Source organism: Streptomyces sp. TLI_146, assembly GCF_002846415.1.
Lineage (GTDB): Bacteria > Actinomycetota > Actinomycetes > Streptomycetales > Streptomycetaceae > Streptomyces.
The window spans coordinates 1,451,287-1,477,646 of sequence record NZ_PJMX01000001.1 but is presented as its reverse complement, the minus strand read 5'-3'; the positions used below and the strand labels follow the sequence as shown (position 1 = coordinate 1,477,646).

General features: G+C 73.2%; 27 protein-coding genes and 1 pseudogene. 19 read left to right on the top strand and 9 right to left on the bottom strand.

Annotated elements, in window-relative coordinates; translation table 11 throughout:
• Positions 1-26 precede the first annotated feature (26 nt).
• Complete coding sequence (locus BX283_RS06805; protein WP_101386747.1) at positions 27-1,217, top strand: alpha/beta hydrolase; 1,191 nt, start codon at positions 27-29, stop codon at positions 1,215-1,217.
• Positions 1,218-1,247: 30 nt separating this feature from the next.
• Here BX283_RS06805 and BX283_RS06800 read toward each other — a convergent pair whose 3' ends face one another.
• Complete coding sequence (locus BX283_RS06800) at positions 1,248-1,556, bottom strand: DUF2087 domain-containing protein (RefSeq protein WP_101386746.1); 309 nt, start codon at positions 1,554-1,556, stop codon at positions 1,248-1,250.
• 226 nt (positions 1,557-1,782) lie between these two features.
• On the opposite strand from BX283_RS06800, the gene BX283_RS06795 reads away from it, so the two are divergent.
• A complete protein-coding gene (locus BX283_RS06795) occupies positions 1,783-2,751 on the top strand; it encodes a helix-turn-helix domain-containing protein (RefSeq protein ID WP_101386745.1) in 969 nt (322 codons plus the stop codon).
• Here the strand turns inward: BX283_RS06795 and BX283_RS06790 are convergent.
• The gene (locus BX283_RS06790) at positions 2,711-4,087 is read right to left on the bottom strand and encodes an AMP-binding protein (RefSeq protein ID WP_143676398.1); all 1,377 of its coding nucleotides are present in this window, start codon (positions 4,085-4,087) and stop codon (positions 2,711-2,713) included. The genes BX283_RS06795 and BX283_RS06790 overlap by 41 nt on opposite strands.
• Before the next feature lie 254 nt (positions 4,088-4,341).
• Between BX283_RS06790 and BX283_RS06785 the strand changes: the two genes are divergently transcribed.
• The 4 genes from BX283_RS06785 (at position 4,342) to BX283_RS06770 (ending at position 7,649) form a co-directional block, all read left to right on the top strand.
• Positions 4,342-4,953, top strand: coding sequence for a formyltransferase family protein (locus tag BX283_RS06785; RefSeq protein ID WP_143676397.1), 612 nt, complete (start codon positions 4,342-4,344; stop codon positions 4,951-4,953).
• Between the two features lie 120 nt (positions 4,954-5,073).
• Positions 5,074-5,433: a hypothetical protein gene (locus BX283_RS06780; protein ID WP_101386742.1), complete on the top strand. Its 360-nt coding sequence runs from the start codon at positions 5,074-5,076 to the stop codon at positions 5,431-5,433.
• Positions 5,434-5,764: 331 nt separating this feature from the next.
• Positions 5,765-6,652 carry a peptidoglycan-binding protein gene (locus BX283_RS06775; protein ID WP_101386741.1) on the top strand — a complete coding sequence of 296 codons (888 nt, stop codon included), beginning with the start codon at positions 5,765-5,767 and terminating at the stop codon, positions 6,650-6,652.
• A 151-nt stretch (positions 6,653-6,803) separates the two neighbouring features.
• A complete protein-coding gene (locus BX283_RS06770; protein ID WP_101392186.1) occupies positions 6,804-7,649 on the top strand; it encodes an NAD(P)H-binding protein in 846 nt (281 codons plus the stop codon).
• A 22-nt stretch (positions 7,650-7,671) separates the two neighbouring features.
• On the opposite strand, the gene BX283_RS06765 is transcribed toward BX283_RS06770, so the two are convergent.
• Positions 7,672-8,724, bottom strand: coding sequence for a radical SAM protein (locus tag BX283_RS06765; RefSeq protein WP_101386740.1), 1,053 nt, complete (start codon positions 8,722-8,724; stop codon positions 7,672-7,674).
• Between the two features lie 390 nt (positions 8,725-9,114).
• On the opposite strand from BX283_RS06765, the gene BX283_RS06760 reads away from it, so the two are divergent.
• Positions 9,115-10,968 (top strand): ABC transporter ATP-binding protein, encoded by a 1,854-nt coding sequence (locus BX283_RS06760; RefSeq protein WP_101386739.1) that lies wholly within the window; start codon positions 9,115-9,117, stop codon positions 10,966-10,968.
• 130 nt (positions 10,969-11,098) lie between these two features.
• Positions 11,099-12,490: pseudogene (locus BX283_RS41425) on the top strand (ATP-binding cassette domain-containing protein); the annotation flags it as partial.
• Positions 12,491-12,754: 264 nt separating this feature from the next.
• Here the strand turns inward: BX283_RS41425 and BX283_RS06750 are convergent.
• The 3 genes from BX283_RS06750 to rpmB form a co-directional block, all read right to left on the bottom strand.
• The gene (locus BX283_RS06750; protein ID WP_143676396.1) at positions 12,755-15,298 is read right to left on the bottom strand and encodes a LuxR C-terminal-related transcriptional regulator; all 2,544 of its coding nucleotides are present in this window, start codon (positions 15,296-15,298) and stop codon (positions 12,755-12,757) included.
• 199 nt (positions 15,299-15,497) lie between these two features.
• Positions 15,498-15,803 carry a 30S ribosomal protein S14 gene (gene rpsN, locus BX283_RS06745; protein WP_101386736.1) on the bottom strand — a complete coding sequence of 102 codons (306 nt, stop codon included), beginning with the start codon at positions 15,801-15,803 and terminating at the stop codon, positions 15,498-15,500.
• The gene (gene rpmB / locus BX283_RS06740; protein ID WP_101386735.1) at positions 15,803-16,039 is read right to left on the bottom strand and encodes a 50S ribosomal protein L28; all 237 of its coding nucleotides are present in this window, start codon (positions 16,037-16,039) and stop codon (positions 15,803-15,805) included. The genes rpsN and rpmB overlap by 1 nt, the downstream gene beginning before the upstream one ends.
• Positions 16,040-16,124: 85 nt before the next feature.
• Here rpmB and rpmG point away from each other — a divergent pair, with 85 nt between their 5' ends.
• The 7 genes from rpmG to BX283_RS40535 all read left to right on the top strand — a co-directional run bounded on the left by rpmG (position 16,125) and on the right by BX283_RS40535 (position 19,599).
• Positions 16,125-16,289: a 50S ribosomal protein L33 gene (gene rpmG / locus BX283_RS06735; RefSeq protein ID WP_033321692.1), complete on the top strand. Its 165-nt coding sequence runs from the start codon at positions 16,125-16,127 to the stop codon at positions 16,287-16,289.
• Between the two features lie 5 nt (positions 16,290-16,294).
• Positions 16,295-16,546 carry a type B 50S ribosomal protein L31 gene (locus BX283_RS06730; protein ID WP_101386734.1) on the top strand — a complete coding sequence of 84 codons (252 nt, stop codon included), beginning with the start codon at positions 16,295-16,297 and terminating at the stop codon, positions 16,544-16,546.
• A complete protein-coding gene (locus BX283_RS06725) occupies positions 16,543-17,718 on the top strand; it encodes a GTP-binding protein (RefSeq protein ID WP_257582115.1) in 1,176 nt (391 codons plus the stop codon). Before BX283_RS06730 ends, BX283_RS06725 begins: the two co-directional genes overlap by 4 nt.
• Positions 17,719-17,745: 27 nt before the next feature.
• Positions 17,746-17,988, top strand: coding sequence for a 30S ribosomal protein S18 (gene rpsR / locus BX283_RS06720; protein WP_101386733.1), 243 nt, complete (start codon positions 17,746-17,748; stop codon positions 17,986-17,988).
• Between the two features lie 90 nt (positions 17,989-18,078).
• On the top strand, positions 18,079-18,798 hold the full coding sequence (locus BX283_RS06715) for a hypothetical protein (RefSeq protein WP_143676395.1): 720 nt from the start codon (positions 18,079-18,081) through the stop codon (positions 18,796-18,798).
• A complete protein-coding gene (locus BX283_RS06710; protein WP_101386731.1) occupies positions 18,795-19,316 on the top strand; it encodes a histidine phosphatase family protein in 522 nt (173 codons plus the stop codon). The genes BX283_RS06715 and BX283_RS06710 overlap by 4 nt, the downstream gene beginning before the upstream one ends.
• 115 nt (positions 19,317-19,431) lie before the next feature.
• Positions 19,432-19,599, top strand: a complete 168-nt coding sequence (locus BX283_RS40535) for a hypothetical protein (RefSeq protein ID WP_180357087.1) — start codon at positions 19,432-19,434, stop codon at positions 19,597-19,599.
• Between the two features lie 19 nt (positions 19,600-19,618).
• Here BX283_RS40535 and BX283_RS06705 read toward each other — a convergent pair whose 3' ends face one another.
• A complete protein-coding gene (locus tag BX283_RS06705; RefSeq protein ID WP_101392184.1) occupies positions 19,619-20,182 on the bottom strand; it encodes a dihydrofolate reductase family protein in 564 nt (187 codons plus the stop codon).
• A gap of 301 nt (positions 20,183-20,483) precedes the next feature.
• Between BX283_RS06705 and BX283_RS06700 the strand changes: the two genes are divergently transcribed.
• Entirely contained in the window at positions 20,484-22,121 is a 1,638-nt protein-coding gene (locus BX283_RS06700) for a phospholipase D-like domain-containing protein (RefSeq protein WP_257582113.1), read from the top strand.
• A gap of 10 nt (positions 22,122-22,131) precedes the next feature.
• On the opposite strand, the gene BX283_RS06695 is transcribed toward BX283_RS06700, so the two are convergent.
• Positions 22,132-23,571: a lipase maturation factor family protein gene (locus BX283_RS06695; protein WP_101386729.1), complete on the bottom strand. Its 1,440-nt coding sequence runs from the start codon at positions 23,569-23,571 to the stop codon at positions 22,132-22,134.
• An 80-nt stretch (positions 23,572-23,651) separates the two neighbouring features.
• Between BX283_RS06695 and BX283_RS06690 the strand changes: the two genes are divergently transcribed.
• From BX283_RS06690 to BX283_RS06680, 3 genes are all read left to right on the top strand, one after another.
• Positions 23,652-24,380 carry a DUF5954 family protein gene (locus BX283_RS06690; RefSeq protein ID WP_101386728.1) on the top strand — a complete coding sequence of 243 codons (729 nt, stop codon included), beginning with the start codon at positions 23,652-23,654 and terminating at the stop codon, positions 24,378-24,380.
• A complete protein-coding gene (locus BX283_RS06685) occupies positions 24,311-24,652 on the top strand; it encodes a DUF5954 family protein (protein WP_101386727.1) in 342 nt (113 codons plus the stop codon). Before BX283_RS06690 ends, BX283_RS06685 begins: the two co-directional genes overlap by 70 nt.
• 268 nt (positions 24,653-24,920) lie before the next feature.
• Positions 24,921-25,271, top strand: coding sequence for a VOC family protein (locus tag BX283_RS06680; protein WP_101386726.1), 351 nt, complete (start codon positions 24,921-24,923; stop codon positions 25,269-25,271).
• Between the two features lie 83 nt (positions 25,272-25,354).
• Here the strand turns inward: BX283_RS06680 and BX283_RS06675 are convergent, their stop codons facing one another.
• Complete coding sequence (locus tag BX283_RS06675) at positions 25,355-26,311, bottom strand: ATP-binding cassette domain-containing protein (protein WP_101386725.1); 957 nt, start codon at positions 26,309-26,311, stop codon at positions 25,355-25,357.
• Positions 26,312-26,360: the final 49 nt, after the last annotated feature.

Here is a 26,360-nt window from a genome sequence, read left to right as displayed (position 1 = left end):
CGGCCCCGCGCTCTACCGTCGAGAGCATGATCGGACGCACCCGGGCGGTCACGGCCGTCGCGCTCTCCTTCGCTCTCGCGCTGCCTGTGGTAGCCGCGAGTACCGCTTCCGCGGCGCCCCAGCCATCGGCGTTATCCGCAGCGGCGACGCCGGCCGACGTCGCCGCCACTCCCCTGCAACTGCCGCGCCCCACAGGTGAGTACGGGGTGGGCAGCTCCGTCTTCCACCTGGTCGACCGGTCGCGTGCGGACCCGTGGAAGGCCGGTGCGGGCGCCCGCGAGCTGATGCTCACGCTGCACTATCCGGCGGCGCGGCCCGCTCCGGGACGCACGGCGCCGTACGCCACCACCGAGGAGACGGGCCTCCTGGTGAAGGGGCTCGGCATCGAAGCGGCCGTCCCGGCGGCGCAGTTGAGCGCCACGGGCACCCACAGCCGTCCCGACGCGCGTCCCGCGCGGGGGAGTCACCCCCTGGTCGTGCTCTCGCCCGGCTTCAGCGTGTCCCGCTACACCCTGACCAACCTCGCCGAGGACCTCGCCAGCAGGGGTTATGTGGTCGCCTCGCTGGACCACGCGTACGAGTCGTTCGGCATCTCCGTCCCCGGCGGCCGCACCCTGACCTGTCTGGCCTGCGACGCGGTGGGCGACGGCGGCGTGTCGGGAAGCGTCGTCACCGCGACGCGCGCCAAGGACGTCTCCTTCGTCCTGGACCGGCTCACCGGCCGCCATCCGATATGGCGGTACGCCGACATGATCGACAAGCGGCGCATCGGCATGGCCGGGCACTCCATAGGCGGCGCGAGCGCGGCCGCCACGATGCTGGCGGACCGGCGGGTCGGGGCCGGGATCAACATGGACGGGGCGTTCTGGGACACCCTGCCCTCGGCAGGGCTCGGCGGGCGCCCGTTCATGATGCTCGGCACGGACGAGCACCGGCCCGGTGGCGCCGACAAGACCTGGGACCAAACGTGGCCGACGCTCGGCGGCTGGAAGCGCTGGCTGACGGTGGCGGGGTCGGAGCACTTCACCTTCTCCGACAGCCCCGCCATCGAGGAGCACTTCGGGCTGCCACAGCCGCCGCTGCCCGCGCGGCGGGCGATCGACATCACGCGTACGTATGTGGCCGCGTTCTTCGACGAGCACCTGCGGGGGATACCGCAGCCGGTGCTCGCGGGGCCGACGGCCGGGAACCCGGAGGTGAGGTTCGAGAACCCCTGAGCGCCGAGGTCCGGGGCGGCCGCCGGGCGGTTACGCCGCCCGTTGGTAGCTGGCGCCGTCCCGGGTGCGGGTCAGCAGGCCCGCGGTGATCAGGTAGCGGCGCAGCGCCGGGTAGTCGTCGTGGACCGTGAGCAGCGCCTCGTTGACCTCGCGCTCGGTGTACTGCCGTCCGGGCTCGAAGAGGGTCTCCTTGAGGTGGACGAGCAACTGCTCGCGGCGGGCCGCCTTGCGGGGGATCGCCGTCAGCCGGCCGTGGGAGAAGAGCGTGGTGATGGCGCGGGAGTTGCCGGGGAGGTGGCGTCGGCGGAGTTCTCTGACATGGCGCGAAGCCTTCCTCATGGGTCGGCGACGGGGCAACGGAATTCGGCCCGGGCCGAGATGGGGTGGCCGACGCGGCGGTCGGCGCGGCGGTCCGCGCGCCATTCGTGCCGAGCTCCGGTTCCGGGCGGAAGGCGGAAGACGGCAGGTAAGCGGCGGTGGATGGCTGATCGAGTGCTCGACGTAAAGCGAACGCGTGTGCCATGCTCGCGCCGCACCGGGCATCTGGCACAACGGGGGGTGTGGGATGGGTCTGAGGAGCGAGTTCACCACTGCCGTGGTGCCGGCGGCCGAGCGGTTCGCGCTGTGGACGGAGCTGGCAGCCCAGTCCCATGTGCGCAACTGGTTGCGCAGCGAGTGGTCCGAGGACTTCCAGGCCCGGTTACGGGTCCTGGACCTGGGCGATGTGCGGGTGTCGACGCTGACGTACCCGAGCGTGGAGATCATCCGCACGCCCAAGCTGATACGGCAGGACGACCCCGAGGTCTACCAGGTCAACGTCCTCATGGCGGGCAGCGGTCACGCCGCGCAGAACGGGCGGATGGCCGCCGTGCGCGCCGGAGAGCTGGTCCTGGTGGACAGCAGCCACCCCTTCGAGGGCGGGTTCGACGGCGAGCTCTCGTCGATGACGGTGGTGCAACTGCCCCGCAACCGGCTGCCGCTGCCCCAGGAGGTGGTCCAGCGGCTCACCGCGACCCCGCTCGCGGCGGACCGCGGGATGGGCGGGGTGTTCGGGCGCTGGCTCGCCGACCTCGACGCCCGCGCCGACGAGTGCGCGCCCGGCGACATCCCGGCCCTGGCCTCGGTGACGGTGGACCTGCTCGCCGCCGTGCTCGGGCGCCGTATGGCCGTCGAGGACGAGATGACGCCGGAGTCCCGCAAGCACGCGCTGCGCGTGGAGGTCTGCGACTTCATCAACCGGCATCTGAGCGACCCCTCCCTCTCGCCGGCGACCATCGCCGCCGCCCACCGGATATCCCTGCGCCACCTCCACCAGATCTTCGACTCGCGCGGCACCACGGTCGCCGCGTGGATCCGGGCCCGGCGGCTGGAGTGCTGCCGCCGGGACCTGGCGGACCCGGCCCTGCGCCGCCGTCCGGTGTACGCGATCGGCGCCCGCTGGGGTTTCATCGAGCCGTCCCACTTCAGCCGCGCCTTCCGCACGGCGTACGGGATCAGCCCGCGTGACTACCGTGAGGCAGCCCGGAACCGCTGACCGGGCCGTCCGTGCGGGAGTGGTGGTAGAGGAAGCCGTATTCGTCCGCCCAGCAGGCGTCGCCCGTGAAGGTCCAGCCGTTGCGCACGGTGTCCTGCTGGCGCTCGTCGTCGAGATAGCGGCAGCCCGTGGGTCCCTTGACGGCGAGCGCGCCGACCTGGCCGTACGGGAGGGGGCGCCCGGTTTCGTCGACGATCGCGGTGAGGTAGCCGGGGACGGCCCGTCCGATCGCGCCGGGACGGGACCAGGCCTCCTCGCCGCGCATCGCGACGAAGATGTGGAGCAGCTCGGCGGAGCTGAGCCCGTCGATCACGCTGTTGCCGGTCCGCTGCTTCCATCTGCGGCGCGTCTCGGTCGGCAGCGCCTCCCCGGACGAGACGCACTCGCGCAGTGAGGCCAGGTCGTACGGGGTGGGGTCGGCGCAGATCGCCTGGTAGCGGGCGGGGCCGCTGAAGCAGACGGTGGCGCGGAACTCGCCGATGGCGCGGGCGAGTTGACGGGGGGAAGAGGTGTCGAGCAGCACCGTCGAGGCGCCGATGTGCAGGGGGAAGAGGAGTAGTCCGCCAAGCCCGTAGGTGTCCGCGAGTGAGGGGGTGCCGATGAAGCGGTCGTCGCCGGTGGCCCGCAGGACGTGCCGGGGGAAGGAGTTGCAGGCGGCCATCACATCGCGGTGCGAGTGCACCGTGGCCTTGGGCATTCCCGCCGTGCCGGAGGTGAACGCGATCAGACAGGGGTCGGTCGCGGCCGTGTCGACGGGGAGCGACCAGTCGGGCTTGTCCGCCATGGCCCGCTCCAGACCGCCCTCGGCGCCCGCCCCGCCGCGGAAGAACATCGTCCGGGGCACGCGCCCGGTCGACTCCAGCTCGGACCGCAGGCCGGACTCGCACAGGGCGTGGCTCACCCGGGCCTTGTCGATCACCCACGCGAGCTCCTCGGCCCGCAGCGTGGGCGCCGTGGCCACGACCACCCCGCCCGCCCGCACCACCGCGAGCCAGATCGCCGCCAGCATCGGTGTGTTGGCACCGCGCAGCAGCACCCGGTTGCCCGGCACCAGGCCCATGTCCTCGGTCAGGACGTGCACGACGCGCGCCACGACCGCGGTGAGCTGTTCATACGTCCAGCGCACGCCGTGCGGGGACAGCACGGCGGTCCGCTGTGCTCGGTCCAACGAACCGCCCCCCTCCAGGAGTTCCCACCCGCAGTTCAGTCGCGCGGGGAAACGCAACGAGGGCATGCCGAGGAGCAGGTCGGGCTGGAGCGGCACGGGTGGTAGGTGGTCCCGTACGAAGGTGTCCGCGTGGGCGGATCCGTGGTCTGCGTGCGATGGGGTGTTCAACTGCCTGCCCCCTCCTGGTCGGCTTGTGCCTCATTCAACGAGGGCCGACTAGAGATGTCCTTGACGATCCGTGCGCGCCCCTTGCCGGATCGTGCGCACAGCGACGAGTGGGGCCGGTGGGACAGGAGTTGCCGAAGTCGCGGGGAGGCGGGGGCGCGTCCGCCGGGCGCCCGCTCCCGAGCGCTCTTGACGTCCCGCCACCCCGTCAGCACCCTGGCTCATGCCGGGGAGGCGGGCCCGAGCGAGGGGGACGCGTGGGACTTCATCGCGCGCGACGGGGCGACCCGTCGTTGCTGCTGGTCACGGACAGGTCGGCGTGGGGCGAACTGGTCGGGCGGTTCGCCCGGATGAGCGGTGCGACCGTCTCGCACCTGCTGTGGGAGCACGGCGACCCCGTCGCTCAGGACCCGCTCGACGGCTGGGAGGGCGACTGGATAATCGGCTTCCAGGCCGACTACGTCCTGTCCGGCCAGGATCTCAAGCGCGCCCGCCGTGGCGCCCTCAACTTCCGTCCCGGGCCGCCCGACATCCGGGGCGTGGGGATGTACGAGGTGGCGCTGGCGCGGTCGGCGGACACCTTCGGGGTGACCTGCCACCACATGGTCGAGCGGGTGGACGCGGGGCCGATCGTCGAGGTGGAGCGCTTCCCCGTCGCGGAGGGCGCCACCGGCACCGCGCTGGGTGAGGAGGCGGCCGCCCGCGCCTATCTGCAGTTCCTGCGGCTGATGCCCCTCGTCGTGAACGGCGCCGAACTGCCCGTGTCGACGGAGGAGTGGCGCGGCCCGCTGCACACCTGGGCCCAGCTGCGCCGCCGCTCGTGGCCGGATGCGCGAGGCCTACGGAGTGTGCAGAGCGTGAAGGGATAAACCACGCTTTCCGGTAGATCTCCTGGCAGTGAAGAATCGATTTATCGCGGAGAGTGACCATTAGAGTGATCTTGACGCGCGTGAGGTGCGCGTCGGTTGCTCTTCGAAAGGGTTGTCTCCATGCGTCTACGCACCGCTGCCGCCGCCATCACGGCCGGCTCCTTCGCGCTCCTGCTCACCGTGTCGGGCACGGCCAATGCCGCGACCGGCGACTTCTCGTACAAGTACGTCGGCCTGAACGGGGAGCCGCAGTCGGTCACGCTGCACGATCCGCAGTCACCCGGGTGTGTGACGCTCGCGGAGGTCGCGGACCCGGATGCCTCCGAGCCCGCCTTCGCCCCGCACAACAACACCGACGAATACGTGATGGTCTTCACCGAGCCCGACTGCACCGGTGACTCCTGGACCCTCCGGCCCCACGGCAAGCCCGCCACCGACCGCCTCAAGCTCCGCTCGGTGTTCTTCACCGACCGCCGCTGAGCGACATCGACCGCGGGCCGGAGTCCGGCTACGGCAACTCCGGCCTGCGGCCCAGCGGACAGGCCTGCGGCCCGGCCTCGCGATGCGGACGGGGCCGCCGGTAATGCCCTTGTCAAGGAGACCCGTCGAATCGTTTCGGCGGGGTCGTTGCGCGCAACACTGTTCATGACAGGCCAACTCCGCCTCGACCCCCGGCTGGTCGACGGAGAGTCATGGAACACCTCGGCGGGACGCGCCCGTGGGGGGCCTTCGGCTTCGACGTCATCAGCCGGCCCCCCACCCATTCCCCCCACGGGCCCCGCACGACCGGGGCTCCGCTCTGGAGGCACCGATGCCCGACCTCTGGCTGCCCGGCGCACAACGCATCGACGTGGGCGACCACGCCCCCACCGACAGCACCTACCCCGCCAAGGCGATCGCCCACATCACCTGGGACAAGAACGCCACCGCCGCCCATCCGCAGGACCAGGTGCCGTACGGGAACCTGCAGGACTGGTTCGGCCGCAACCCCGACGGCAAGAAGTCCGCCCCCCATGTGCTCTGGTCGCCCTTCACCGGCGCGTTCACCCAGTTCTTCCCGGCGAACTCGCGCTCCAAGTCGCTGGTCGACTTATCCGGCGGCACCCGCACCAACAGAGCGGGCGCGGTCGTCATCCAGATCGAGTCGCACTTCTTCCCGTACTGCCGGGTCGGCGGCAAGGTCTACGCCCGACTCGTCGACACCCCCTGCGCCGGCTGGGCGGCGCTGAACGCCTGGGTGCGCTCCTGGGGCGTGCCCGACACCTGGCCCATGGGACGGCCGGTCGACTTCACCTCGCACCGCAACGAGCACGTGTGGGAGACCCAGGGCGGCTGGTACGGACACCAGCAGGTGCCGGAGAACACCCATCAGGACCCGGGCTCCTGGCCCGAGTTCACCGGGGCTCCGCCGAAGGCGAAGGTCTCGCTGGCCCATGTGGTCGCCGCGGCCAGGCGCGACCCCGGCCTCCCGCAGGGCGGTACCACGTACAAGGCGGAGGTCCTGGTCGTGGAGCGCGCCCTGCGGGACGAGGGGCTGCTCAGCGCCACCTGGGTGGACGGCTCCTTCGGCACCAAGACGAAGACGGCGTACGCCGCCTGGCAGCGGCGGTGCGGCTATTCGGGTCCGGACGCGGACGGGATCCCCGGCCGCGACTCGCTCACCCGGCTCGGCGCCCGCCACGGCTTCACGGTCGTCTGACACCGTCCGTTTCCCGGGCGCACTACGAAAACAGGCGCTCACAGGTCCCGGCGGCCGATCGCGACCTCGGTGACGACCGCCGGGACCAACACCCGTGCCCGAGAGGGCGGTGGCCGCGGAATATCCCGTGCGGCTGCCCGTTGAGCTGATCATGAACAGGATTCTGGTGACCGGCGCGACCGGCAACGTCGGCAGCCAGGTGGCCGCGCAGCTCGCGGCCGAGGGCATCGGCGTACGGGCGTTGACGCGTCGGCCGCAACCGGCCGGGGCACTGAACGGCGCCGAGGTCGCGACGGGGGACCTGGCGCGGCCGGAGTCGCTGGAAGCGGCGCTGGCGGAGATCGACACGGTGTTCCTGATCTGGCCGTTCCTCACCACGGAGGGCGCGCCCGCCGTGCTGGAGGCGATCGGGCGGCAGGCGCGCCGGGTCGTCTATCTCTCGTCGTCGGGCGTACGCGAGGACGCCGACCGGCAGAGCGATCCCATCAACCAACTGCACGCCGACATGGAGGCCTTGATCGAAGGGTCGGGGCTGGAATGGGCCGTCCTGCGGTCGAACACGATCGCCTCCAACACGCTCGGCTGGGCCGCGCAGATCCGGGACACCGGCGTGGTGCGCGGCCCCGACATCGCGCCCACCGCCGTGGTCCACGAGCGCGATGTCGCGGCGGTGGCGGTACGGGTGCTGGCCGATCCCCGGCAGGTGGCGGTGAAGCACATCCTGACCGGCCCGGAGGTCGTGAGCAGGGCCGAGCAGGTACGGGCGATCGGCGAGGCGATCGGACGCCCGCTGCGGTTCGAGGAGGTGCCCGTGGAGGTCGCCCGGGAGCGGATGCTCGCGGACGGCCGCCCGCCCGCCCTGGTGGAGGCCCTGCTCGCGAGCGCCGCGAAGCGGTCGCGGTCGGACCTGGTCACCGGCACCGTGGAGGAGATCACCGGGAAGCCCGCGCGCTCGTTCCGTATCTGGGCGGACGACCACGCCGACGCCTTCCGCTGACCACCGAAGCGACCGGCCGCGCTCACCCGTGCCGGCCGGCCACCGGCACATGGACCGGGCGGGCCCCGATGCGCTCGCGCACCTCGGGCGAGCCGAACCGCAGGTCGATGCGGCGCACCGCCTCCGCCCAGTCGGCGCGCGTGCGGATGGCGTTGAGGCAGTCGACCACGTACGGGTCGTCCCAGCGCGCCCGGGACCGCCGCCACAGGACCAGCGGGTCCTCGGTGAGGAGGCTGCCCACCGTGCCCTCGTAGATCGGCATGGCGCGCACCTCGCCGTCCGGCTCGATCTCCATGGGGCGGAAGCTCGGGGTGCGTGCGAGGAAGTCCGGGTTCATCTGGACCTCGAAGTTCTCGGTGGTCTCCACGGCGACCGACGCGGGTGCGGCCGCCTGGAGCCGGCGCCGGGTCTCGGGCGCGATCAGCTCGGCCACCTGCTCGTCCCGCAGCAGCTCGTGCTCGACGAAGGACGGGCGGCTGGCGAGCCCGGTGGGCACCACCGCCCCGAAGTACAGGGTCTCCAGATGCGGGAAGCGGGGCGCCACTTCCGCGCACATCCGCTCCATCTCGTCGAAGTTGCTGCGGATCACCACGTAGTCGATGCCGAAGCGCGGGGCCGGGAGTCCCGCCGCGAGCCTGCGCCCCACCTCCGCGTCGATCCGGGCCAGTGCGCCGGTCGCCCGCTCGAAGGAACGCGCGCGCCCCCGTATCCGGTCGTGGGTCGCGGCCGTCGCTCCGTCGAGGCTCACCACGATCTTGGACACCGTCCCGGCCAGCGCCTCGACCGTCGCCGTCGGCACCGCCCAGCCGCTGGTGTAGACGAAGACCACCAGCCCGGCGTCCGCGAAGTGCCGGGCGACGTCCACGATCCGCTTGATGGTCAGCGGCTCACCTCCGCACAGGGTGATCTGCTGCGGCTCCAGCGAGAGGATCGCGTCCGCGACCCGCATCATCTCGTCGTGGCTGAGGTTCTTCGCCGGGCGCCGCCCCGACTCCGTATAGCAGTGGTAGCAGCGCAGCGGGCAGGCGAACGTGACGTCCCAGATGATGGCGTTGGGGTTCTCGACGGTGTCCATGGGCGTACCTCCAGGCCGCGGGGGCGACACACGTCGCCGGATCCGCACGCTACGAACGCCCGGCCCGCCGGTCGTCCGTGGCGAAGTACGCAATGCGCGCGGGCGCGTACGTACGCACGCCGGATACGTACGCAACCCGCGCGCCCCCAACTGCGTAGCGGAGGCTTCGAGTTACGTAGTCGAATACGGATCTGCTCGCCCCGGTCCAGCGGCTAGCTTCCTCTCCTGTGACCCAGAGCACGGAGGAGGTGAGCCTCATGATGTATCCGCCCCCGACCGTCGGTACCGGTCGCTAACGCGAAGGCGGTGGCCGCTTCCGTCCCGGAGCGGCCACCGCACCCGTCGGCCGGGAGGGCCGGCGAAGCCCGTCCGGCGGAGGGTGAACCGGTCATGAAGGCCGACAGAGGCAAGAACGAGAGCAAGAAGAGCAGTGGCCGGGCCGTCGGTGATGTCCTGCTCCTGGTCCGGCAGTTGCCGCGGATCGCCAAAGGACCGACCTGCGCGCTCGCCGTGCTCGTCGTGGCGCAGGCCGCGGGCAGTGCGCTGCTGCCGCTGGCCACCGGGCGCCTCGTGGCCGCGCTGACGGAGACCTCCAAGTCGATGCACGGGGTGACGGTCGGGCTCGTGCTGCTGGGCGTGGTGCTCTTCCTCGACGTCGTGCTCGACCCGATCCGTACGATGCTCGCCTGGCGCCTCGGTACCGCGCTCGACGGCGCGACGGCCCAGACCACGGTCGACGGCGCCCTGCGCCCGGCCCGGATCGGCCACTTGGACGACGCGGAGGTGGCCGACCGCATCGAGCGCGCCCGGGCCGTCGGCCTCGGCGCGCACCCCCCGGGGCAGGCGGTCACCGCGCTCGCCGGGCTGGTACCGCTGCGGCTGACCGGACTGGTGTCGGCCGTGCTGCTCGGCTGGGCCGGGCAGTGGTGGATGCCGGTCGTCCTGGGCTCCGCCTGGGTGGTCACCGGGCGCTGGCAGGAGAAGGAGATCGGGCGGTCGGTCTCCGCGCACGCGGGCGAGACCGCGCAGCTGCGCCGCGCCGCCTATCTGCGCGAAGTCGCCACCACGGCGCCCGCCGCCAAGGAGGTGCGCCTGTTCGGCCTGCGCTCCTGGCTGGTCGAGCGGTTCACCACGGCCTGGTGGGACGGCATGGTGCAGATGCGCCGGGCCAGGGTCAGCCCGCACCGCCACGCCCTGGCGATCCTGCTGCTGCTCGCCGCGCACCTCGCGGTGGTGCTCCCGCTGGTCCACCAGGCCACCCACGGCGACCGGTCGGTGGAGCAACTGACCGTCGCTCTTCAGGCGTTGCTCGGTCTGTTCGCGCTCGGCTTCAGCGGGGACCTCCAGTGGATGCTGCACACGGCGAGCGCCGCGGTCCCGGCCGCGCTGGCGGTCGGTGCGCTGGAGACGGCCGGGGAGGCGGGACGGCTCGGCGCGGCCGGGCTGCCGCGGCGGGAGATCCGCTTCGAGCAGGTCGGCTTCGGCTACCCCGGCGGCCGCGGCCGGGTCCTCGACGGCCTCGACCTGGTCCTCCCGGCCGGCTCCTCGCTGGCGATCGTCGGCGACAACGGCGCGGGCAAGAGCACCCTCACCAAACTCCTCGCCGGGCTCTATCTGCCCGACAGCGGCCGCATCACCGTCGACGGCCAGGACCTGCGCGCCCACGACCCCGAGTCCTGGCGCCGTCAACTCGCCGTGGTCTTCCAGGACTTCGTCCGCTACCCGTTCTCCGTACGCGACAACGTCGGCTTCGGCCATATCGAGGCGGACGCCGACGACGAGGCGCTCACCGAGGCCACCCGGCTCGGCGGCTTCCTCGGCGTGGAGGCCGAACTGCCGGGCGGCTGGGAGACGCTGCTCAGCGGTGCCTACACCGACGGCACCGAACTGTCCGGCGGGCAGTGGCAGCGGTTGGCGCTGAGCCGCGCGCTGTACGCGGTCCGGCACGGGGCCCGGGTGCTCGTCCTCGACGAACCCACCGCCCACCTCGACGTCCAGGCGGAACACGAGCTGTACGCCCGCTTCCTGGACATCACCGCCGGGCTGACCACCGTCCTCGTCTCGCACCGGTTCGCCACCGTACGCCTCGCGGACCGCATCGCCGTCGTCGAGGACGGCCGGATCGGCGAGTACGGCACGCACGACGAACTGGTGGCCGCGGGCGGCCGGTACGCACGGATGTTCCGCGTGCAGTCGCAGCCCTTCATGGAGCAGGTCGTACGGGAAGGAAGCAGCCGTGCGTAAGAGCCTCGCAGCCGTCCGGCTCCTGATCGGGACCGCTGTCCGGGCCGACCCCCGGCGCGCCCTGGTGGTCCTGACCCTGTCCCCGCTGCTCAACGTGGTGGCGGCGCTCCAAGCGGTGGGCCTCCAGTGGATGGTCGACGGCGCGAGCGGCCACGACCGCGCCGAGGCGGTGCGCGGCGGGCTGCTGCTGCTCGGCGTCACCGTCTTCGTGCACCAGGCCGCCGCGATCGCCACCGATCTGCGGCTGGTGCTCCAGCACCGCGTCGGCCTCGAATTCGACCGCAGGCTGATGAACCTGTGCTCGGTTCCGCCGCACATCGGGCACTACCAGGACCCCGAGTTCCTCGACAGCGCCGAGGTGGTGCGCCAGCGGCGCGGGGAGTTCGGCACCGCGCTGGCCGCGCTGGTGGAGAACGCGAACCTGGTGGCCCGGTTCCTGGGCGCCCTCGTGCTGCTCGCGGGCGCGCATCCGCTGCTCGCGCTGCTGCCGTTGACGATCGTGCCGCTGGCCGCGGCCAACCGCCGGCAGGCGCGGCTGGTGGCCGGGGCCGAGCGGGCGGGCGCCGAGGCCGACCGCCGCCGCAGGGCCGTGTTCTCGCTGGCCACCGACCCGGCACCGGCCCGCGAGGTGCGGCTGTACCGGCTCGCCGGTGAGCTCTCGGCGCGCCACCGGGACGCCTTCCTCGCGGCGAGCGGCCCGCGCGAGGCGGCCCGGGCCAAAGGCGCGGTCGCGGTCGCGGCGGGGTGGCTGGTCTTCGCGGCGGCGCTCATCGCAGGGCTGTATCTGATCTCGCGAGCGGTGGTCGACGGAACCGGGTCGGCGGGCCAGGCAGTGCTGGTCCTCCTGCTGAGCACGCGGCTGGTCGGCGCGACCACCGGCCTCGGCTGGCTGATCGGCTGGCTGCGCCGCTCGCTCGACACGGTCGCGCTGTATCTGCGGCTGGTCGACTACGCGCGCGGAAGCGGGGCACGGCAGGACACCGCGCGGCCGGATCACGTGCGGGAGTCCGCGGGCGAACTCGTCCTGGAAGGCGTCTCGTTCACGTATCCCGGCCGTACGGAAACGGCGCTCGGGCCCGTCGACCTGACCCTGTCCGCCGGGACCACCGTCGCCGTGGTCGGCGACAACGGGGCGGGCAAGTCCACGCTGATCGCGCTGCTCGCCGGGCTGCAACCGGTGTCGGCCGGGCGGATCACGTTCGGCGGCGAGGACCTGGCCGGGATGCCCGCGCAGGAGTGGTCGGCGCGGATCACGGCCTGCTTCCAGGACTTCTGCCGGTTCGAGCTGCTCGCCCGGGAGACGGTCGGGCTCGGTGAACTCGGGGCCCTGGACGACGAGGCGGCGGTGTGGGCCGCCCTGGAGTCGGCGGGGGCCGCCGAGGTGGTGGCGGGGCTGGGCCGGGGCCTCGACACCCAGCTCGGCCGGACGTTCCCCGACGGCACGGACCTGTCGGCGGGACAGTGGCAGAAGCTGGCGCTGGCCCGTGCCCGGATGCGGACCCGGCCCGCGCTCGTCCTCCTCGACGAGCCCGCCGCCAGCCTCGACCCGGACAGCGAGGCCGAGTTGCTCGGCACGTATCTGCGGGCGGGCGCGTCCGGCCCGGCGACGATCACCGTGATCGTGTCGCACCGGTTCACCACCGTGCGCGAGGCGGACCTGATCGTCGTCCTGGACGGCGGCCGGATCGTCGAACAGGGCACGCACACCGCCCTGTTGGCGCGCGGCGGCCGCTACGCGGACATGTACGCGCTGCACGCCGCCGCGTACACCTCGGCCCCCGCCGCCTCAGCCGCGCAGCACGGGCGGCAGGTCGCGGCGGGAGTGCACGCCGAGCTTGCGGTAGATCCGGGTGAGGTGGCTCTCGACGGTGCGGACGGACACCGCGAGCCGGTGGGAGATCGCCCGGTCGGACAGGCCACCGGCGGCCAGTGAGGCGATCTCCACCTCGCGGGTGGTGAGCGCGACCGGCTGGGCGGGCGGCGGAGCCACCCCGAGCCGCTCGCGCAGCCGGCCCACCAGCACCACGGCGTCGCCCCGGCGGCTGCCGCCCTGCTGCTGGAGCGTGGCGGCCGCGCGCTCCGCGAGCCGCCACGCCTGCGCGCTCAGGCCGAGCGCTTCGAGGCGTACGGCGTGGTCGAGCAGTTCCGTACCGGTGCCGCGGGCCAGCGCGAGCACGGCCTCCGCGCCCGTGACGAGCCGGGGCGCGTCGACGTGGCGGACGACCTCGGCCAGCCGGTCGAGGACGGCGGGCGGCGGTCCGGCGGGGCCCAGCCACGCCGCATAGGTCAGGTACTCGGCCTCCACCGCCCAGCACCCGGCCTCCCGCGCCGCGTCCACGGCCGCCCACATCGCGACCGCCGCGCCCGCCGTGTCGCCGCGCGCGGCCGCGATCACCGCGGCCGCCCGGTGCACCTGGCCGGGAACCACCCCCACCCGGTCCGCCCAGCAGGGGGCGATGGCCTGCTCGGCGCAGTCGGGGCGCTGCTCCTCGGCCAGACAGACGGCGAGCCAGCTGGAGGCCTCGGTCAGGAACAGGCGGGGGCCGCCGGCCTGTTGGACCACCGCCTCGCGCAGCCGTGCCATCGCGTCCGTGCGGCGGCCGCGCACCCACTGGAGGTAGCCGCCGAGCAACGCCCCTTCCCCGCCTGGCGGCACGCCTTGGACCGCCCGGCGGCCGACGGGTCTGCGCAGGTCGGAGGCGGGCCACAGCTGGGCGAAGGCGCGCAGCGAGGGGGCGAGATCGGGCAGGTAGGACGGCAGGGCCCGGTCCGGGGACGGGTCCTCGGCCAGCGTCACGGCGTCCGCCGTACGCCCGGTGAGGGCCAGGGAGGCGGCGAGTGCCAGACGGGCGGCGGCCACTCCCGGTCCGTGGGAGGCCTCGTACAGGACCCGCTCGGCCAGCCGCCCCGCCGCGCCGGTGCGGCCGCCGAAGAGCAGGACCAGGGCGTGGACGCCGTCCAGCGCGGCCTGTGCGGTGGGCACCGTCGCCTCGGCGCGCAGGGCGACGAGTTCGTCGGCGGCGCCCGCCGGGTCGCGGTCGGCCCAGCAGCGGTGGGCGGCGAGGGCCGTGGACAGCCGCAGCCGCCCGCTGGGTGTGGTCGCCGCCTCACGCGTCCGCTCCAGCACCTTGCGGGCCTGCGCGGCGTCACCGAGCTCGACCAGCGCGTGCGCCAGCGGTACGGCGGCGGCGCTGGAGCGTTCGAGCGCCCGGCGGGCGAAGCGGCAGGCCAGCTCGGGGTCTTGGCGGCACACCGTTTCCGCGGCCCGGATCAGCAGCGCCGAGTCGACCGGGCCGTGCGCGTCGAGCTGCCAGCGGGCCCGGGTCACCGGGTCGGGGCCGCCGGGGGTGCAGGCGCCGAGCAGGGCCACCGCGAGCCGTCGGCGCCGCAGCCGGGGCAGCCGGTGGCGCAGCGCCGCGCCCAGCATCGGCTGGCCGAGCCGGACCAGGATCTGCCCGCCGGTCTCCAGCGTGCACAGCAGGCCCTGCTCCTCCAGGCTCTCCACGACGTCCGGGGCGACCGCCTCCAGTACGGGCAGGGCGAGCGGCTCGCCCAGGGCGACCGCCGCCAGGGCGTCCTGGTGGCGCGGGTCGAGGCCGCGCAGCTCGCGCTCGAACAGCTCGGCCAGCCGGGGCGGCACGCTCAGCGGGCCCCGCCACCACCACAGGCCGCCCGCGCTGACCAGGCGGCGCGTGGCACGGCCGTGGCGGACCAGTTCGGTGAGGAAGAGCGGATTCCCGCCGGTCCACTGGTGCAGCAGGTCGACCGTGGGACGGGCGGCGGCGCCTTCCATCAGCGCGTGCACGAGCCGGCCCGTGTCCGCGAGGCCGAACGGCGCGATGTCGAAGCGCTCCAGATAGCTGTCCTTCCAGAGCGCGACGACGGCGTCGGAGGCGGGCAGCCCCGACTGCGCGGAGACGACGAGGCGCGGATTCCCGTCACCGGCCAGGCTCAGCGTCAGGGCGGCGGAGGCGTCGTCGAGGTGGTGGACGTCGTCGATGACCAGTACCGGGATGCGCCGGCCCGCGCGGCGGGCGAGCTCGGTGCGCAGCAGACCGTACGCCTGCCCGTGGTCGAGGCGGCCGCCGACGCCGAGCAGAGCGCGGAAGACCCCGAACGGGACCTGGCGGCTCGCCTCGGTGGCGGCCGTCCAGACGACTTCGAAACGTGAGACGCCGAGCTGTGCGGCGACGGCCGTGAGCAGGGCCGTCCTGCCGACACCGGCGGGTCCGACGACCGCGGCGCCTTTCCTGGCCAGGACGGCCCCCAGCACCTGTTTCCGCTCCTGCTCCCTGGCGACGAACGTCCCCGGTACCTGGTCGTACGGCATCGTTCCCCCCGCGCGGGCCATCGGGCTTCCCGCGTACAACAAGCTCCCGCATGGAGCGGGGATACCGCGTTTTCCGCCTTCCCTTTGGCCGGAACTGTGTCAGGAAGGTCGGATTCTGGTCCCTGCCGCTTGCCGGAGGGTCACTCTGTGTACACCTCGATCCGGCCCTCGGCGGGTGCCCGCCGAGGGCCGGATCCAGTCACCAGCTCGACTTGCGCACCCCGGGCAGGAGCCCGGCGTGGGCCTGGGCGCGGACGTTGATCCGGGAGAGGCCGAACGTGCGCAGATGGCCGCGGGGGCGGCCGTCGATCGAGTCCCGGTTGCGGACGCGGGTGGCACTGGCGTCACGGGGCTGGCGGCGCAGTTCGGTCAGGGCCGCTTCGCGCTCCTCGTCGGAGCTGCGGGGGTCGCGGATGATCGCCTTCAGCGCGGCTCGCCGGACCGCGTACCGCGCCACGGTCACCCGGCGCCGCTCGTTCTTGGCGATCTTGCTCTTCTTGGCCATCAGACCTTGCCCCCGCGGGCCCGGATACGGGCGACGGCCCGCTCGATCCCGATGGTGTCGACGGTCTTGACGCCCTTGGCGCTGAGGGTGAGGCGGATATGGCGCCGCTCGCTGGGCAGCCAGTACCGCTTGTGCTGGATGTTCGGGTCGAACCGCCGCCGGGTGCGGCGGTGGGAGTGCGAGACGGCGTTGCCGAACCCGGGCTCGCGGCCGGTGAGTTGGCAGTGGGCGGACATGGGAGAGGGGCTCCTTCGTGGCCGACGGTGTTCCGTACGTCACCACCTTAACGGTAATGAAAACCATTTCGGTATAGTGGTTCCCATGGCACGCAACGAACTGCGCCCGGTGATCAAGCTGCGCTCCACCGCAGGCACCGGCTTCACCTATGTCACCCGCAAGAACCGCCGCAACGATCCCGACCGGCTCACGCTGCGCAAGTACGACCCGGTCGTGGGCCGTCACGTCGACTTCCGAGAGGAGCGCTGAACCCGATGAAGCCCGGTATCCACCCCTCGTACGGGCCGGTCGTCTTCCGCGACCGCGCCGCCGGATTCGCCTTCCTGACCCGGTCGACCGCCACCAGCGAGAAGACCGTCGAGTGGGACGACGGTCACACCTATCCCGTCATCGACGTGGAGATCTCCTCCGCGAGCCACCCCTTCTACACCGGCACCGCGCGCGTCCTGGACACCGCAGGCCGCGTGGAGCGCTTCCAGCGCCGCTACGGAGGTACGTCCCGGTGAGCCCCGCACACCCCCGGCTGCCCGTCGTCCTGGTCGCCGGGCTGCACGCGGCCGTGCGCCGGGCGGCCGTGGACGAGCTGCTGCTCGCCTCGCCCGGTGCCCAGGTCCTGCACCACGACCTGAGCACCGCACGCGACGGCGTGGTGCGGGCGAGCGTGTGGGACGCGGCCGGTACCACCCGCACGCACGAGACACCGCTGGTCAACGACTGCGCGTGCTGCGCCCTGCGCGAGGACCTGGTGCCCGAGCTGCTCCGCCTCGCCGACAGCGGCACCTGTTCGCTGGCGGTGGTGGAGCTGTGGGACTCCGTCGAGCCCAAGGCGATGGCCGAGGTCGTCGTCGCCACCCCGGTCGGCGACCGGCACTCCGGCGCGGTGCTCGACCTCGTGGGCGTCGTCACCGCCGTCGACCCGGAGCTGCTCCTGTCGAGCCTGGGCTGCGGCGACGACCTCGCCGAGCACGGGCTCGCGGCGGCGCCGAGCGACGAGCGCACGGTCGCGGACACCCTGGCCCGCCAGCTGGAGTACGCGAACGTGCTCGCCCTCGCCGCGTCCGAGTTCCCCGACCCGGCCGACCACGCCCTGCTCCGCCAACTCCACTCCACCGCCCGGACGGTGACCGTGGGGGAGGGCGGCCTCGCGGCCGCGGCGCGGGGCGGATTCGACGTACGGGCGGCGGCCGAACGCCAGCATCCCGCCTGCGCGCTGCTGCCCCAGGAGGCCGACGAGCACGGGGTCGCCACTCTGGTGTGGCACCGCACCCGGCCCTTCCATCCGGCCCGGCTCTACGCCGCCCTGGAGGACCTGACCTGCGCGGCCGCCCGCAGCCGTGGCCGGTTCTGGCTCGCCGACCGGCCGGACACGCTGCTGATGTGGGACGCGGCCGGGGGCGCGCTCTGCGTGGAGGAGGCGGGACCCTGGCTCGCCGCACTGCCCGACGCCGCCTGGGAGTTGGTGCCCCCGGCGCGCCGGGTCGCCGCCGCCCTGGACTGGCACCCCGACCACGGCGACCGCGCCCAGCACCTCACCTTCACCTCGCCCGGCCTCGACCGCGACGGGCTGCTGCGGGCCCTGGAGGGCTGTCTGCTCACCGACGCCGAGTACGCGGCGGGCCCCGAGTCCTGGCAGCACCTGCCGCACGCCTTCGACGACCTGCTCGCCCCTGTCCGCTGACCGCGGCACGACCTTCTGGAGTACGCCATGCGTTCCCGCCATCTCACCGACAAGAAGCAGGCCAAGCGCCCCAACCCGCTGGACGCGGCGGGCATCACCCACATCGACTACAAGGACACCGACCTGCTGCGGAGGTTCCTCTCCGACCGCGGCAAGATCCGCAGCCGCCGCGTCACCCGGGTCACCGCCCAGCAGCAGCGCGAACTGGCCCGCGCGATCAAGAACGCCCGGGAGATGGCCCTGATCCCGTACGCCTCGGCGCCTCGCTGACCGCCCACCGGGCGATCGTTTTCGGGCACGTGGCGGGCGCCGTCGCGCGAGTCCCTGCCGGCGGGCGGGTGAGCGCCTAGGCTCGGGGGTGTGCTGCGAATCGTCGATCATCTCGTAGGCCGGGGGCCGCTGCGGATCTGTGCGCATGTGCCGGAGGCCGACGGGCCGGGTGACCTCACCGGGCTGCGGGTGCTCCTGACCGGCGATGTGCTCGCCCGTGTCGTCGAGCTGCGCGGCCGGGCCGTCCTGACGGGGCGGACCGGCCCGCGCGTCCCCGGCGCCGTCGCCTCCGGCATCCACCCCGCCGACGCCGAGGGCACGCCGGAGGAGATCGCCGAAGCCCTGGGCGGGCCACCGGCCCTTCAGCTGAGCGGCCGGGCGTACGAGGGCGGGGGCGGCGCGTTCGTACAGATCGGCCAGGCGCGGGCCGAGGGGATCACGGACCTGGAAGGGGACGCCCTCGCCGTGCGCCTGCTGCTGCTCGACCGTCCGTACCACGCACCCGTCACGGTCACGGCCGAAGCCCTTGGAGGTGCCGAACGGCTCCTCGGACAGTGGCGGAGTGCCGTGGCCGGGTGGGCCGAGGAGCCGTCCAAGCCGCTCGTCGCCGACCTGGAGCGCGCGGCCCGCGACGGGCTGGAGGACAGCCTCGACACCGCCGCCGTGCTGCGGCTCCTGGGCGGACTCGCGGCGGACGCCGACGTTCCGGCGGGCGCCAAGTTCGAGACGTTCGCCCGGCTCGACCGCGTCCTCGGCCTGGAGCTGACCCGCGAGATCGGCAAGGCGCCCGCCGCCGGGGCGCGGGCATGAACCCCCTGCGGCGGCTGGTGGTCCTGCGGCACGCCAAGTCGGCGTGGCCCGAGGGCGTATCCGACCACGCCCGGCCGCTCGGCCGGCGCGGGCTGCGCGACGCGCCGGCCGCCGGGCGGTGGCTGAGCGCGGCGGACTGCCTGCCCGACCTCGTCCTGTGCTCCACCGCCCGCCGCGCCCGCGAGACCTGGGAGCTCGCGGCGGCCGAGCTGGGCAGCCCGCCGCCGGTCCGCCACGACCCGCGGCTCTACGCGGCCGACGCGCGCGACCTCCTCGACGCCGTCCGCGAAGGACCCGCCGACATCGAGACGTTGCTCCTGGTCGGCCACAACCCCGGCGTCCAGGACCTGACCCTGCTGCTCACCGGGGAGGCCCTCGGCGAGAGCCTGGACCGGGCCGGGAGCAAGTTCCCCACCTCGGCGATCGCCGTGCTCACCTGGCGCGGCTCCTGGTCCGACCTCGCGCCCGGCGCCGCCCTGCTCACCGACTTCGCGGTGCCGCGCGGCCCGCGTCCCTGAACGCCGTCCCGGGACCGGCCATCGGAGTGACGAATCGTTTCGCTGCGCCGCTGGAGCGGGGGCGGCGTGATGGAGTTGCCGCATCCGGCAGGCTCCTGGGAGAGGACAGAGCGCGATGCAGGACGGCTGTCCCGGCTGTGACGCCCTGCGGGCCGAGGCGCGTCGGCCGGGCGCCGATCTCGCCGACCTGCTGCACCGCGTACAGCTCCATGAGCTCGACCCCCATCCCTCCCCGGCGGCCGCCCCGCCGAAGGAGGAGAAGGGCCGCACGCGGCGCACTTGAGCGGTTCGGGCGCCGATCCTCAGGCAGCCCGCTCGTAACGCAGCAGCACGACTCCGTTGCCGAACGCCCGGCTCTCGATGAGCCGCAGCGGGACGATCGCGTCGGAGGGCGGGAACAGGGGCTTGCCCCCGCCGATGAGGACGGGGTGGACGTACACCCGGAACTCGTCGACCAGGTCGTGGCGCAGGAAGGACGCGGCGAGGTCGGGGCCGCCCACCACCAGGTCCCCGCCCGGCTGGGCCTTGAGCGCTCGGATCTCCTCGGGGACGACCTCCCGCATGAGCGTGGTGTTCCAGTCGGCCCGCTCCAGCGTCCGCGAGAACACGAACTTCGGGATGTCCAGCCAGATCCGGGCGAACTCCTTCATCGGCTCGGTGCTCGCCGGATCGGCTTCGGCGGTCGGCCAGACACCGGCCATCAGCTCGTAGGTGACGCGGCCTTCGAGGAGGCCGCCCATCGACCGGATCTCGTCGTTGAAGTGCCGGTGCAGTTCGTCGTCGACCGTGTGCCAGTCGATCTGGCGCTCGGGTCCCTCGATGAATCCGTCCAGGGACACGGACATCATCAGGATGATCTTTCTCAAGGCGGCCTCGCCGGAGTCAGCCGGGACGGGTACGGGCGCGACGATACGCCCGGGGCGGCCGCCACGGGGGACGGCGCGCGTCTCGGCGGATGCGCCGCGACGGCGTGTGCTCTCACCGGCGGGGCGGGCCGACCGGCGGTTCTCGGCCATCGGCGGGTCCCCGCGTCCCCGGTCGGGTCCGACCGCTTCCGCCCGATTGGTAACCTCAGTCGTTGATCTTGGTGGGCGGTCCCGGTGGTTCGACTCGCCCACCCCGCGCGGGCGTTCGCGAACGCCCTCCCCGACCAGAATGCGAAAAGAATTGGCACACCGTCAGCTTCGCCGCCGCACCCGCCTCGCCGGACACCTGGTGGCCTGCTCCACCGTGCTCGCGGTCCTGCCCGCCGCCCCGGCGCTCGCGGACTCCGGCGACACCCCGTCCGCCCCCGGCGCGACCTCGCACCTCGACGCGGTCGAACAGGCCCTGCGCCAGGTCTCGCCGGGCCTGGAGGGCACCGTCTGGGAGCGCACCGCGGGCAACCGGCTCGACGCCTCGGGCGCCGACCCCTCGGACTGGCTGCTCCAGACCCCCGGCTGCTGGGGCGACGACAAGTGCGCCGAGCGGCCCGGGACCAAGCGGCTGCTCGCCAAGATGACCGAGAACATCTCCAAGGCCAGGAACACGGTCGACATATCCACGCTCGCGCCGTTCCCCAACGGCGCGTTCGAGGACGCGATCGTCGAGGGACTGAAGGCCTCGGCCGCCGCGGGCAACAAGCTCAAGGTCCGGATCCTCGTCGGTGCCGCGCCGATCTACCACCTCAACGTGGTCCCCTCGAAGTACCGCGACGAACTCGTCGGCCGACTGGGCGAGGCGGCCAAGAACGTCACGCTCAACGTGGCGTCGATGACCACCTCGAAGACCGCGTTCTCGTGGAACCACTCCAAGCTGCTGGTCGTCGACAACAAGTCGGCCGTCACCGGCGGCATCAACGGCTGGAAGGACGACTACGTCGACACCGCCCATCCGGTGTCGGACGTCGACCTCGCGCTGACCGGCCCGGCCGCCGGTTCCGCGGGCAAGTACCTCGACACGCTGTGGGCCTGGACCTGCCAGAACAAGTCCAACATCGCCAGCGTCTGGTTCGCCTCCTCCAACGGCGCCGGCTGCATGCCGTCCCTCGCGCAGGACGCCCCCGCCCCGGCGCCCGCCGACGGCAACGTCCCCGTGATCGCCGTCGGCGGCCTCGGCGTCGGCATCAAGAACAACGACCCGGCCTCGAAGTTCAACCCGACGCTGCCCACCGCCGCCGACACCAAGTGCGTCGTCGGGCTCCACGACAACACCAACGCCGACCGCGACTACGACACGGTCAACCCCGAGGAGAGCGCCCTGCGCGCCCTCGTGGCCAGCGCGCGCGACCACATCGAGATCTCCCAGCAGGACCTCAACGCCACCTGCCCGCCGCTGCCGCGCTACGACATCCGGCTCTACGACGCGCTCGCCGCGAAGATGGCCGCCGGGGTGAAGGTGCGGATCGTCGTCAGCGACCCCGCCAACCGCGGCGCGGTCGGCAGCGGCGGCTACTCGCAGATCAAGTCGCTCTCCGAGATCAGCGACACCCTGCGCGACCGTCTCGCCCTGCTGACCGGCGACAAGGGCGCCGCCCGCGCCAAGATGTGCTCCAGTCTCCAGCTGGCCACCTTCCGCAGCTCGGACAGCCCGAAGTGGGCCGACGGCCACCCGTACGCCCAGCACCACAAGCTGGTCTCCGTCGACGACTCGGCCTTCTACATCGGCTCCAAGAACCTGTACCCCTCGTGGCTCCAGGACTTCGGATACGTGGTGGAGAGCCCCGAGGCCGCCGCCCAGCTGAAGGCGAAGCTGCTCGCCCCGCAGTGGAAGTACTCGCAGGCGACCGCCACGTTCGACTACGAGCGCGGGGTCTGCCAGGCCTGATCCCGGGCCTTCAGCCCGGCAGCCCGTTCCCGCCCGCCGCCGTCCCGAGGTGTGTGGGCGGCAGGAAGTCGCGTATGTACGTCCGCTTCCAGCACGCCCCCGTCGTCCGCAGCTCGCGCCACGTCGTGTACTGGTAGCGGAACAGCCGGGCGCGGATGTAGCGGGGCGGGCTGTCGGGCGGGAACGGGGAACGCCTGAGCAGGCGCAGGGTGTCGCGGTCGTTGACGAGGAGGCGCTCCACCAGGGGCCCGAACCACGGCCGCGCGTAGCCCGGGGAGAGACCGGCGAACCACATCAGCCAGTCGAGCCGCAGATGGTACGGCGCGAACTGGCGCGGCCAGTGCCTCGGATCCCCGGGCTTGCCCTTGAACTCGTACTCCCGCCAGTCGGAGTCGGCGAGCGGCAGCGGGTCCGCCGTGCCCTCGATGACGACTTCGAGCCGCAGCCGGCTGACGCTGCCGAACGCGCCGTACGTGTTGACCAGGTGCAGCGGGTCGAAGGAGTAGTTCATGATCTGGCGGCGGGAGAGCAGGTTGCGCGCCGGGCGGTAGCTCAGGGCCAGCAGGAACGCGGCGACGGCCAGGACCACGACCTCGTACCAGAGCGGGGTGGCCGCGAAGTGCCGGGTGCCGGCGGCCGGGGAGAAGTCGACGGCGGTGACGGCGAGGGCGACCGTCGTCCAGTTCAGCCAGGAGAAGTTGCCCGACAGGATCAGCCACAGCTGGGTGAGGATCATCAGCGAGGCGGCCGCCGTGGCGACGGGCTGCGGGGTGAACAGCAGCACCGGGACGACCAGTTGCGTCACGTGGTTGGCGGCCACCTCCACGCGGTGGAAGGGCCTGGGCAGATGGTGGAAGAACCAGCTCAGCGGGCCCGGCATGGGCTGGGTCTCGTGGTGGTAGTAGAGGCAGGTCAGCTTGCGCCAGCACTCGTCGCCGCGCATCTTGATCAGCCCCGCCCCGAACTCGACGCGGAACAGCACCCAGCGCATCAGGAACAGCACGACGATCGGTGGTGCCACCTCGTCGTTGCCCAGGAACACCGCGAGGAACCCCACCTCCAGGAGCAGTGACTCCCAGCCGAACGAGTACCAGGTCTGGCCCACGTTCACGATCGACAGGTACAGCGCCCAGGGCAGCAGCCAGAGCAGCATCGCCGCCCACAGCGGAACCCTGTCGTCGACCCCGGCCAGCAGCCCCGCCGAGACCAGGACGCCCGTCCAGGCCCAGCCGGCGAAGAACCGGTCCGAGTAGTGGAAGTGGAAGACGCTCGGCGCCCGGCGGAACGGGACGCGCTCGACGTACCACGGGACCGGGAGCATGCCGCGCTCGCCGATCAGCGCCCGGAACTGCAGGGCCGCGCCCAGGAACGCGACGAGGTAGATCGCGGCGAGCGCCCGCTGGAAGACCAGCCGGCTCAGCCAGTAGTCGGGTGCGACGAACCACTCCACGGTTTCATTGTGACGCTGAGTGACTCGGGTGGCCTGCGGGGCGGGCGGGTCCGTGCAAGCGGTACCCGGAGATCCTGGGGGTGGGCGTTCCGGAGTTCTTCCACGCCAGAAAGTGCGAGACGGGCGGCTGGGAGCTGCCCGAACACAGCAGTGACACCCCACAGGGCGCCCGGGACGGGCTGGGCGCGCGGTTCCGGAGGCGGGCGCAGGACGCCTTGCGCGCCGGGCAGGACAAGGCTCATCGCACATGGCTGGCGGCGGCCGCGCGGATGGACCGGGAGGTCGTCGACGAGGTGGGCGTCCTGGGGGAGCGGTTCCGCATCGTACGGGCCTCGCGCTTCATCCGGCTGGGGCCCAGCGGGCCGGAGCCGCCGCGCCCCTCCGACCCGGACCCGGGCGAGCCGGGCGAGTCGCATCCGGTGCCCTCGCGCACCAAGGGCTTCGTGATCGACCCGTACGTCGGAACCGGCCTGGCCGACGGCATCCTCAAGCTGGACCTGGTGCGTTTCGTCGGCTCCGCGCCCGGCACGCCCCGCGAGGTCACCGACGACGCCTGGCGGGCCGCCGAACGGTACTCCGGCGGGGTGCTGCTGCCCGCCGTCTTCATGGTCTCCGAGCGGGAGCACGGGAAGTGGCGGGCCCACGACCCCGGAGCGGCGTACGCGACGCCCCAGGGCGCCCGGGACTCCCTGGCGGCCTGGGCTAAGGGTGATGGCGCCGTTCACGCTCAAGCTGGACGATGCGACCCGCGCGGTGTGCGCGGAGGCGGCCGACCGACCGGCTCGACGACAAGCGCCGCAACGCGCTGAGCGTCGCCGAGCGGCGCTTCCGGGTGACCCGCGTCGAGCGGCTGGTACGGATCGGCCCGGACGGGCCCGAGGGCCCGCGCCCCTCCGACTTCGACCCGCACCTGCCCGTCGACGTCCAGGTGCGCCGCCTCAAGGAACAGGGCCTGTGGAAGGAGGAGGACGAGCCGGTCGAGCTCGACGAAGGGACCCGGGAGCTCTCCCGCCTGATGGAGCAGGAGATGGCACGCGCCGCGGCGGCGAAGGAACGCAAACGCCGCTCCGAGGGCGACTGAGCTGGGCGGCGCGGCGGGGCATGGCTCCGCTGCCCGCGACCGGGCCACTCGGTGCGTTCCCGCCGCGCCGCTCGGCGTGGACCGGTCCGCGCCCGCGCCGTCGCGTCGGCCCGTCCGCCATCCGCGCGCTCCAGCGGCGCTCGACCGCAGCCGCCCCCGGACCGGGTAGGTTCCGGCCGGGCCGCGCGTGTCGACGAGGGGCCCGTGGCCCGGCTGCGAGGATGCCGGGGACAAGCCGGTGCGGACGGAACGACCAAGCGAGGGCAGCATGTTCAGTGGCGCGCACGCCATCTTCTACAGCACGGACGCCGATGCCGACCGGGCCTTCATCCGGGACGTGCTCGGCTTTCCCGGGGTGGACGCGGGCCAGGGCTGGCTCATCTTCCGGCTCCCGCCCGCCGAGTTGGCCGTCCATCCCACCACGGGCGAGCCCAAGCACGAGCTGTATCTGATGTGCGACGACATCACCGCTCAGGTCGAGAAGTTCGCGGCCATGGGCGTCGAGCTCACGCGGCCGATCAGCGACCAGCCCTGGGGCCGGCTCGCGGCGGTCCGCCTGCCCAGCGGGGGCGAGCTCGCCTTCTACGAACCCCGTCACCCGGTCGCCCACAGCCTCTGAGGGCACGGCCCGCCGGACCCGTCGCCGCGCCGACGCGGGGCTTCTCGGCCGCCGAGACCCTTCGGTCGGCGCCTGGCGACGGGTCACCGGCCGGGCTCTCCGGTCAGCGTGAGGAAGACGTCGTCGAGGCGGGGCGGGTGCGTCGTCAGGGCTTCGGCCTCCACGGACGCGGCCTCCAGGACGTCCAGGACCGCCCGCAGGGTGGCGATGCTGCCGTCGCTGGGGAGGTCCAGGGTGAGCGCCTCGCGGTCGCACGAGCCCGCGCCGAAGCGGCGGGCGGCCGTGTCCAGGTCGTCGGAGTCGGCGAAGCGCAGCCGGATGCGGCCGCCGGGGATGCGCCGCTTCAGCTCCTCGGCGCTGCCTTCGGCGATCAGCCTGCCGTGGTCCAGGACCGCGATGCGGTCGGCCAGTTGGTCCGCCTCGTCCAGGTACTGCGTCGTCAGGAAGACGGTGACGCCGTCGGCGTCGACCAGGTCGCGGACGATCTCCCACGTGGTGCGGCGGCCGCGCGGGTCGAGGCCGGTCGTGGGCTCGTCCAGGACGAGCACACGCGGATCTCCGATCAGGGTCATCGCCAGGTCGAGCTTGCGCCGCATGCCGCCGGAGAAGGTCCCGGCGGGCCTGCGGGCGGACTCGGCGAGGTCGAAGCGGCGCAGCAGGTCGCCGGTCCGCGCCCGGCCTGCCCGGCGGCCGAGGTGGTGCAGATCCGCCATGAGGATCAGGTTCTCCTCGGCGGTGAGCAGAGTGTCCACCGCCGAGAACTGACCGGTCACCCCGATCGCCGCCCGTACGTCGTCGGCCTCGCGGAGCAGGTCGTGGCCCGCGACCCGCACCTCGCCCGCGTCGGGCGCGACCAGGGTGGAGAGGATCTCCACGGTGGTGGTCTTGCCCGCGCCGTTGGGCCCGAGCAGCGCGAAGACCGTTCCCTCGGCGATGCTCAGGTCGATGCCGTCGAGCACCGGTTTGTCGCCGTACGACTTGCGCAGCCCGGTGGCGCTGATCGCCGTCGGGAGCGTCGCCCGGGCGGTGGCTGTGGCCATGACGTGCGTACCCCCTCGTGGGGTGGGCCGGATGCGGCCCGGCGGACGG

Excerpts from the sequence above, each read along its gene's own strand:
- BX283_RS06805 (WP_101386747.1), top strand. The coding sequence starts at position 27 with ATGATCGGACGCACCCGGGCGGTCACGGCCGTCGCGCTCTCCTTCGCT.
- BX283_RS06800 (WP_101386746.1), bottom strand. The coding sequence starts at position 1,556 with ATGAGGAAGGCTTCGCGCCATGTCAGAGAACTCCGCCGACGCCACCTC.
- BX283_RS06795 (WP_101386745.1), top strand. The coding sequence starts at position 1,783 with ATGGGTCTGAGGAGCGAGTTCACCACTGCCGTGGTGCCGGCGGCCGAG.
- BX283_RS06780 (WP_101386742.1), top strand. The coding sequence starts at position 5,074 with ATGCGTCTACGCACCGCTGCCGCCGCCATCACGGCCGGCTCCTTCGCG.
- BX283_RS06775 (WP_101386741.1), top strand. The coding sequence starts at position 5,765 with ATGCCCGACCTCTGGCTGCCCGGCGCACAACGCATCGACGTGGGCGAC.
- BX283_RS06770 (WP_101392186.1), top strand. The coding sequence starts at position 6,804 with ATGAACAGGATTCTGGTGACCGGCGCGACCGGCAACGTCGGCAGCCAG.
- BX283_RS06765 (WP_101386740.1), bottom strand. The coding sequence starts at position 8,724 with ATGGACACCGTCGAGAACCCCAACGCCATCATCTGGGACGTCACGTTC.
- BX283_RS06760 (WP_101386739.1), top strand. The coding sequence starts at position 9,115 with ATGAAGGCCGACAGAGGCAAGAACGAGAGCAAGAAGAGCAGTGGCCGG.
- BX283_RS06750 (WP_143676396.1), bottom strand. The coding sequence starts at position 15,298 with ATGCCGTACGACCAGGTACCGGGGACGTTCGTCGCCAGGGAGCAGGAG.
- rpsN (WP_101386736.1), bottom strand. The coding sequence starts at position 15,803 with ATGGCCAAGAAGAGCAAGATCGCCAAGAACGAGCGGCGCCGGGTGACC.
- rpmB (WP_101386735.1), bottom strand. The coding sequence starts at position 16,039 with ATGTCCGCCCACTGCCAACTCACCGGCCGCGAGCCCGGGTTCGGCAAC.
- rpmG (WP_033321692.1), top strand. The coding sequence starts at position 16,125 with ATGGCACGCAACGAACTGCGCCCGGTGATCAAGCTGCGCTCCACCGCA.
- BX283_RS06730 (WP_101386734.1), top strand. The coding sequence starts at position 16,295 with ATGAAGCCCGGTATCCACCCCTCGTACGGGCCGGTCGTCTTCCGCGAC.
- rpsR (WP_101386733.1), top strand. The coding sequence starts at position 17,746 with ATGCGTTCCCGCCATCTCACCGACAAGAAGCAGGCCAAGCGCCCCAAC.
- BX283_RS06710 (WP_101386731.1), top strand. The coding sequence starts at position 18,795 with ATGAACCCCCTGCGGCGGCTGGTGGTCCTGCGGCACGCCAAGTCGGCG.
- BX283_RS40535 (WP_180357087.1), top strand. The coding sequence starts at position 19,432 with ATGCAGGACGGCTGTCCCGGCTGTGACGCCCTGCGGGCCGAGGCGCGT.
- BX283_RS06685 (WP_101386727.1), top strand. The coding sequence starts at position 24,311 with ATGCGACCCGCGCGGTGTGCGCGGAGGCGGCCGACCGACCGGCTCGAC.
- BX283_RS06680 (WP_101386726.1), top strand. The coding sequence starts at position 24,921 with ATGTTCAGTGGCGCGCACGCCATCTTCTACAGCACGGACGCCGATGCC.
- BX283_RS06675 (WP_101386725.1), bottom strand. The coding sequence starts at position 26,311 with ATGGCCACAGCCACCGCCCGGGCGACGCTCCCGACGGCGATCAGCGCC.